Genomic DNA, 1,387 nt, shown 5'->3' with positions numbered 1-1,387 from the left:
CGGGCAAGGCGACGATCGCCGAGGGGCTGACCGGATCCGCCGTATCGCAGCAGCTTGATCTCGCGTACAAGGAAACCAACGGACAGGCGCATGTAAAAGAGCAGGATACGCCGTCGAACCCGCCAACGCCACCGGCACAGGATGATCCATCGAACCCTCCTACGCCGGAGCTTGAAGGTACCATCAACAAACAGATCGCTGAAGGCAACTTCGGCACGGCCGACACCAAGGCGTACTGGCAGAGCAAGGGCGTCTACGACGGCAAGGGCAACTACACCTTCAACCGTGACATCAAACTCGTGACGAAAGCGGCGGACAACCCCGTCATCTCGGAAAAGGACAACAAATTCGGCACGATCTACTGGAACGGCGACGCAGAAGGCAGCATCGACATGACAGGGCATCGCCTTGGGATCAAGGCAGGCCCCGGCGGACATGGACTCCTGCCGGAACAGGGCAAACAGGCGGGATGGGAGCGTACACCGAACGCGATCACCGTCTACAGCGGGACCCTCACGATTAAGAACGTCAAGGGAATGGATATTGAATCCGACCCGACGGGCAGCCTCTATGGGCGCGGCATCTTCGTCATGGGGTATCCCGGCGGTGCCGGTCACATGAGCGGCAAGGGACATGCGAAGCTCGTCATCGAGAACGATGATGATCCTGCGCATGCAGTGAAGATCCGGGTCAAAGAGACGGGCGAGGACTTTGGAGCGATCGAAGCGCGCAAGAACATGGGCAGCGCAGAAGTCGACATCAAGGGACTGGTCGACATAGACTCGAAGATGTGGCGTGCGGTGGAATCGCACGGGGCACGGATCTCCATCGGCGGCGGCATTATCAAGGGGACAGATGTTGCCTCGATTGCGGCATACTCTAACGGCAAGGTATTCGTCAACGCGAAACTGAACGACGATGGAAGCGTCTCGGCAACCTCCGAGAAGCGCCCTGTGCAGATCACAGGTGACATCAGTGCCGAGGGCGGCGGACATGTTGTGCTTGGGCTAAGCAACAAAGAGTCGTTCTTCAAGGGACTGGTCTCGACCGACATCAATGGCATCCTTGACGGAGCAACGGGCCAATGGGGGTACAACCCCGGCGACGTATCCATGCGGCTTGCCAATGGGGCGACGTGGGAACACAAGCAGGTCGGCACGGGCTACCATCACAAGAAGGAGACCGGGTCGAAGGAGAAGGGCATCTCGATGGACAGCCGTGTCACGCGTCTGGACGCGGACAAGGGGATCCTCAAGCAGCTCGACCCGCACAAGCTGACGATTGACAACTACAGCGGGAATATGCGTCTGGTCTATGAGCATATTGACGATGGCACGAAGGCTGAAAACTACAAGGCAGGCGATGTGCACATCAAGAAAGCTGCGGC

The 1,387-nt window shown here is 58.7% G+C and carries 1 pseudogene; it reads left to right on the top strand.

Annotated elements, in window-relative coordinates:
* Positions 1-1,387, top strand: a pseudogene (locus HMPREF7545_RS09055) (autotransporter outer membrane beta-barrel domain-containing protein); the annotation flags it as partial.

Source organism: Centipeda noxia ATCC 43541, assembly GCF_000160555.1.
GTDB classification, from domain to species: domain Bacteria; phylum Bacillota; class Negativicutes; order Selenomonadales; family Selenomonadaceae; genus Centipeda; species Centipeda noxia.
This window is presented reverse-complemented; position numbering and strand designations above follow the sequence as displayed.